We start from the raw sequence: 5,968 nt of genomic DNA on the forward strand, positions 1-5,968 counted from the left end.
TGACGAGAATTTACATTCTCTTTTTTGGATCTCACCGAAGTGATTTCCCACTCACTCGTTGTTCAGTTTTCAAAGATCAATGTCTCATCTTTTGTCGTTGATGTTTGTCTCAGCAGCGACCTTTATAATATATCACAGCACCCTTGTTTCAGTCAAGCGTTTTTTTATTTTCTTTTTTCGCTTTAGCTTTCAGCAAGTGATCCGAAGATCTCCTGTCCAAAGGGCCGAGACTTAATGTATCATGAATCAGGAGCCTTCGTCAACCTCTAAAACAAAGTTAATTTCAAACCTAATAACAGCGCTACTCCCGGCAGTCCAAGAATGGTTACAGCACCTATGGTTGTGGGGTTAAGTGGTATGTGCAGATCACTTACAACTCCTGAGAAATTAACGATATAAATTCCGAGTGCCGCCAATATAAGATGGGTTCCAAATACGCTCAGCCATGCCCACCCCAATCTTTTCCTGAATACAATCAGAATCAGCAGCGCTGCAGATATAATCAGTACACCCATAGCTACAGTTCTTAGCATCGTTCTCCTCCTCGTTGACTCGGTCTGTTCATACTTGCAGCTGGCTCCGGTTAAGTCCCAGCCGCTTGGCATCCTTAAGGTGTATCTGATATTTACGCTCAGCCGCCTCCAGGATATAGATCGCATAGTCAATCTGATCCTGGCCCAGAGCCTCATCAAACATCAGGTAAGCCCGCTCCCATTCAGACTGCGCTTTACGCACCTCATGGTACACCGCGCCCCATTCCTCTTCCGTCTCCACTGCCTTTGCCTTATCCGCATTCCCGCTCAGCCACTTGGTACTCCACCAACCCATTGCAATCCCTCCTAAGATATATGAATAACTGCAGATGCAACTATGATTCACACCCGTTAATCTCATACATATCGGAATAGGGACAAACTTAGAACCGGGAGAGGGGTCTTAGCAGAACTTTTAGCAGTGTATCAGCGGTTCTTGAGGAAATAAAAAAAGGAGCCCGAGGGCTCCCTACACTTTTAATACAACAGCACAACAGTCAGAACAGCTCACGACGGCCTTCCAGCGCCTTCGACAGGGTTACCTCGTCTGCATACTCAAGATCGCCGCCTACAGGCAAACCATGGGCTATCCTGGTGATCTTGATCTCAAAGGGACGGACAAGACGCGAGATATACATGGCGGTGGCTTCCCCTTCAATGTTGGGGTTGGTCGCCATAATCAGCTCCTTCACCCGCTCATCGCTGAGTCTGGTCAGCAGCTCCTTCAGCCTTATGTCGTCCGGCCCTATGCCTTCCATAGGCGAGATTGCACCCTGGAGCACATGATAATAGCCGTCAAATTCCTTGGTACGTTCGATAGCCACCAGATCCTTCGAGTCCTGAACCACACAGATTACCGAAGCATCGCGGGTTTTGTCCTGGCAGATCCGGCAAGGGTCGGTATCCGTTATGTTGCAGCAGACCGAGCAGTAATGAAGATTACGCTTGACGCTGACCAAGGCTTTGGCGAAATCAATCACCTCATCCTCCTTCATGTTCAGCACATGAAAAGCCAGCCGGGCCGCCGTCTTCGGGCCAATCCCGGGCAAACGTGTAAAAGCTTCTATCAGCTTGGCTAGCGGTTCTGGATAATACAAAGTATCGGTTCTCCTTTGGCAGGGAGTGGAGTAAGCCTAGAACAAGCCAGGAATCTTCATTCCGCCTGTGAATTTACCCATATCGTTGTTCGCCAACTCTTCTGCCTGGGTAAGAGCATCATTAACAGCAGTGATCACCAGATCCTGCAGCATTTCGATATCCTCCGGATCAACAACCTCCGGCTTGATCTGAATGGACAGCAATTTCTTGTGTCCGTTCACCTGAACGGTAACCACGCCACCACCGGAAGAACCTTCAATCGTCTTGCTGCCTAGCTCCTCCTGGGCTTTGAGCATCTGTTCCTGCATCTTCTTAACCTGCTTCATCATTTGGTTCATATTATTCATACATCATCTCTCCTTTGGGATGCGCATCTTCGCGCTGATAGCTGAATCCTTATTCTTTTATGACAACAAGGTCTTCTCCAAAGAGCTGGATCGCCTCATCAATCCATGGTTCGGACTTGCCTTCGCCGCTCTCGTGCTCATGCTCCAGACGCAGCTCCTCTGTTCCGGCCGAAGCCGCAGATTTCGTCGCTGCTTCATTCCAGTCCCGCATCATCATAGTAACCAGCCGGTAAGGCTTACCCAGCTTGGCATTCATTACATTCTCGATGACCTGCCGGTTCGCAGGCTTCTCTGTAGTATCCCGGTGAATGGTATTCTTGAAGGCAACCAGCACAGCATCTTCCATCACCGCCACCGGCTCACCGTCCACAAACCAAGCGTGTACCGTGACCTTCTCTTCCTTCACACCCTGAAGAACAAGACTCCACTGCTTAAAGACCGCACTAAAATCAGGACTGTCCTTACCCGCAATGAACTTATCCAGCTGCGGGGGAAGCTTAGAGGCGGAGGATACCCGCGGAGCGCTTGGCGGGGCAGTGCGCTGCGCTGCCTGCTCACGCCCGCCGCCAGCAACCCCTCCGGCTTGAATAGCCTGCTCCAGCTTCTTCTCCAGTGCGGCAATCTGCCGTCTGAGCTGATCCAGCTCACCGGACTGTACCTGAGGAGAACCATTCGCGGCTGCAGGTGCGGCCGAATTCACTACCGGATCACCTACAGACGGAGCAGCAGCATCCTGCGGACCGCTGCACAGCTTCATCAGCGCTACCTCGAATATAGTCTGTGGATGGGTCGCATACTTCATCTCTCCCAGATAGCGGCTCAGCGTCTCTACAATCAGGAATAACCTGTCACGGGTAAAGGCCTCAGCCATATCACGGAAATCGGCCGGATTAAGCACGCGGTCCGTTAGCTGGTTTGCTCCAGGCACCATCTTGATCATCAGTAAATCACGGAAATAATACAGAAGATTCTCCAAGCATTTATCTGCGCTCTTGCCCTCATGCATCATCTGTTCCACAAGCTCCAGCAGCTGTCCCATGTCACTCTCAAGAATAGCGTTCGCCAGACGCGCGAACTGCTCGGAGGGGATGCCCCCGGTCATTCCAAGCACCTGCTGATAGGTCACATTCCCGTCTGTGAAGGAAGAGATCTGATCCAGAATGCTAAGCGCATCGCGCATCCCGCCGTCAGACAGGCGGGCAATATACTGGAGAGCATCTGCATCTGCTGTAATGCCTTCCTTCTGGCAAATTTCAGTCAAGCGGCCCGTCTGTTCCTCCAGCGAGACCCGGCGGAAGTCAAACCGCTGACAACGCGAGATGATCGTAGCCGGCAGCTTGTGCGGCTCGGTGGTCGCCAGTATAAACATCACATGCTGCGGAGGCTCTTCGAGCGTCTTCAGCAGGGCATTGAATGCCTCTGTTGTCAGCATATGCACTTCATCAATAATATACACTTTACGGCGTACTTCGGTAGGTGCATATTTCACCTTATCCCGCAGATCGCGAATCTCTTCAACGCCCCGGTTGGATGCCGCATCTATCTCCTGAACGTCCATGATGTTGCCTGCCGTAATCCTCAGACAAGACGGACACTCATTGCAGGGCTCAGGACCCGGGCCCCGCTCGCAATTGACTGCCTTGGCCAATACCTTGGCCGCACTCGTCTTACCGGTTCCCCGCGGTCCGCTGAACAGATAGGCATGCGAAACCCGCTGTTCACGGATCGCATTCTGCAGCGTCTGGATAATATGCTGCTGCCCAACCATATCTTGAAACGACTGCGGCCGCCAGGCACGGTACAGCGCGATATGTTCCACTATGCATTACCCTCTCTCAGGCTGCCGCTTTCCGGCATTTGTCGCTAATTTATTATACTATATTCCCAAGTCTTTGACCAAGCAGAAGCGGCTCACCGTCCGTCAAGGAAGGATATTAGCCAGAGCGGGAATAATATCTCATTACCTAGCATACCTAGAAAAACAAAAAGCGTCTTTGCTTGTAGCAAAGACGCTATCATCATCCTTATTTAAACCGTGCACCTGTTATTGATGGCTGCGATCCAAGCGGTAATCCTACAAAACTGCTCGGGCTAGGCCACCCTCCGGCACAAGAGCAAACTCGCTTATGGCTGCTTCCTTCCGGACCTGACCAGGTTCACAAGCACTCATTGCGGAGGACCCAACCGTCAACACAGCCTATAGGAACCAAGGCCTCACATCGACAGCACCTCTAACAGGAATTCAACCTCGCTACAGCGGATTGCGAGTTACAGGGCACCGCTACCTCCCCGTCTAGCACGGCGAAGATAAGTATAGCTTACGGACAGGCAAAAATCAACTATGCAAAATTAGATACCATATTTCTTCTTGAATCTGTCCACACGTCCGCCGGCATCCAGGAACTTCTGCTTACCGGTGAAGAACGGGTGACAGCTTGAGCAAATTTCGACGCGAAGCTCCTGTACTGTCGAACCGGCTTCAAAAGTGTTGCCGCAAGCGCAGGTTACCTTCGTTACATTGTACTTGGGTTGAATGGTTGTTTGCATATACAATCTCACCTCTCACGCCCTAAGCCTCATGCGGGCCTAGAGTTATATGATTACGCAAGCTACATTCTAGCATGTGAAGCCCAGGCTCTGCAATAGGCCAGCCGTTCTTAAAAACCTAAAGCCTAAAGCTGCACTCTGCGCTGCTTGGCACGGGCCAGCTCAGCAGGGGGAACATGGGTGAAGGAACCAATGACAACCTCCGGGAGCTCCTCACGGAAGATCTCGAGCATGGTCTTCATGCCAAGAATCTCGCCCCGTGCAGGAGGAATAAGCTCCAGATAGCTCTCTGGGTCAATATTGAGATTACGCATCTGAATGAGCTTAAGATCTGTACGTCTGACGAACTCCACCATCGCTTCAATCTCTTCCTCACGGTCAGTAACCCCCGGGAAAATCAAATAGTTAATGGAGGTATATACGCCTTGTGAGGCAGCGTACTTCAGCGACTTCTCCACGTTAGCCAGCGTATATCCGCGAGGCTTGTAATAGGCGTTATAATGGTCATCCAGCGCGCTGATGGTACTAACCCGCATTAGATCAAGCCCTGCATCAACAATGCCGCGGATATGATCGCTTAAGCCGGCATTGGTGTTGATATTGATATAGCCCATATCGGTAATGGACCGGACTTCACGGATAGATTCAATAATCAGCTTCGCCTGCGTAGAAGGCTCGCCTTCACAGCCCTGTCCAAAGCTGACAATCGATTCCGGCGTCTTCAGGTGCTCCAGCATTACTTGCGATACTTCGTTCACAGCCGGACGGAAGTTCATCCGGGTCTGCGGGGACACAAACCCGCTGTCATCGGGCTGTTCAGAGATACAACCGAAGCAGCCGGCATTGCAGGAGTATGAGACCGGAACAGCACCTTCCCAGCGGCCCAGGAAGGTATTGGACGAGGTTAAGCATTCATATTCCAGCGCGCAGTTGGACAAGTGATTATACAGACGGTTCTCCGGGTACTTCGCAGTCAGTTCGCCCACACCGGTCTTCACATCGTCCCGGTCGCAATTAAGCGGGTTCCACTGCTCCGGATCATCAGTAAGATCAGCCGCCACATAGAAACCACCGTCCTTCCATACTACAGCGGAATATCCGAAGAGCGGAAGCTTGTAGGTCTTGTCTGTCTTGACGTAACCGGGAAGGCACAGACGAGTGTATCCCTGCGGCAGCAAGGCTCCGACAGCCTGCGAACCTGCCGGCAGGGGCAGCATCTCACCAGTCTCCGGATTCATCCCAATCGCCCGCGTGCTCGGAAGCCCGACCAGCGTGGCCCCCTCAGGCAGCGGAACCAGCTCTTCCTCCAGTATCTCAACGATCATATCGCCACTGCGGGCCAGGGCATACAGCTCGGGATGATCATATACGTTTCCTTGTTCGTCGGCATATACCAAATACATGTTATTCTCCTCTTGTTATCTATTCTCAGGTAGTCGGCAA

7 protein-coding genes and 1 other RNA gene are annotated in these 5,968 nt (G+C 51.6%); all 8 read right to left on the reverse strand.

Going from position 1 to position 5,968, the window contains the following annotated elements:
• Window positions 1–266: 266 nt before the first annotated feature.
• A complete protein-coding gene (locus C162_RS24605; protein ID WP_036698881.1) occupies window positions 267–533 on the reverse strand; it encodes a pro-sigmaK processing inhibitor BofA family protein in 267 nt (88 codons plus the stop codon).
• A 28-nt stretch (window positions 534–561) separates the two neighbouring features.
• Complete coding sequence (locus C162_RS24610; protein WP_051493900.1) at window positions 562–828, reverse strand: DUF2508 family protein; 267 nt, start codon at window positions 826–828, stop codon at window positions 562–564.
• A 202-nt stretch (window positions 829–1,030) separates the two neighbouring features.
• Window positions 1,031–1,630 (reverse strand): recombination mediator RecR, encoded by a 600-nt coding sequence (recR, locus tag C162_RS24615; protein WP_036698882.1) that lies wholly within the window; start codon window positions 1,628–1,630, stop codon window positions 1,031–1,033.
• A 36-nt stretch (window positions 1,631–1,666) separates the two neighbouring features.
• A complete protein-coding gene (locus C162_RS24620; RefSeq protein WP_036698884.1) occupies window positions 1,667–1,978 on the reverse strand; it encodes a YbaB/EbfC family nucleoid-associated protein in 312 nt (103 codons plus the stop codon).
• A 49-nt stretch (window positions 1,979–2,027) separates the two neighbouring features.
• Entirely contained in the window at window positions 2,028–3,797 is a 1,770-nt protein-coding gene (dnaX, locus tag C162_RS24625; protein WP_036698886.1) for a DNA polymerase III subunit gamma/tau, read from the reverse strand.
• A 214-nt stretch (window positions 3,798–4,011) separates the two neighbouring features.
• Window positions 4,012–4,280, reverse strand: an RNA gene (ffs, locus tag C162_RS35040) — signal recognition particle sRNA large type.
• 47 nt (window positions 4,281–4,327) lie between these two features.
• Window positions 4,328–4,525, reverse strand: coding sequence for a 50S ribosomal protein L31 (gene rpmE, locus C162_RS24630; protein WP_036698887.1), 198 nt, complete (start codon window positions 4,523–4,525; stop codon window positions 4,328–4,330).
• 125 nt (window positions 4,526–4,650) lie between these two features.
• Window positions 4,651–5,928, reverse strand: a complete 1,278-nt coding sequence (locus C162_RS24635) for a radical SAM protein (RefSeq protein ID WP_036698888.1) — start codon at window positions 5,926–5,928, stop codon at window positions 4,651–4,653.
• Between the last annotated feature and the right edge of the window lie 40 nt (window positions 5,929–5,968).

This window comes from Paenibacillus sp. FSL R7-269, assembly GCF_000517865.1.
Classification (GTDB): Bacteria; Bacillota; Bacilli; order Paenibacillales; family Paenibacillaceae; genus Paenibacillus_AQ.

Bases quoted from the DNA above. Each gene is read 5' to 3' on its own strand.
- rpmE (WP_036698887.1), bottom strand. From the start codon at position 4,525: ATGCAAACAACCATTCAACCCAAGTACAATGTAACGAAGGTAACCTGC.
- C162_RS24610 (WP_051493900.1), bottom strand. From the start codon at position 828: ATGGGTTGGTGGAGTACCAAGTGGCTGAGCGGGAATGCGGATAAGGCA.
- C162_RS24605 (WP_036698881.1), bottom strand. From the start codon at position 533: ATGCTAAGAACTGTAGCTATGGGTGTACTGATTATATCTGCAGCGCTG.
- C162_RS24620 (WP_036698884.1), bottom strand. From the start codon at position 1,978: ATGAATAATATGAACCAAATGATGAAGCAGGTTAAGAAGATGCAGGAA.
- C162_RS24635 (WP_036698888.1), bottom strand. From the start codon at position 5,928: ATGTATTTGGTATATGCCGACGAACAAGGAAACGTATATGATCATCCC.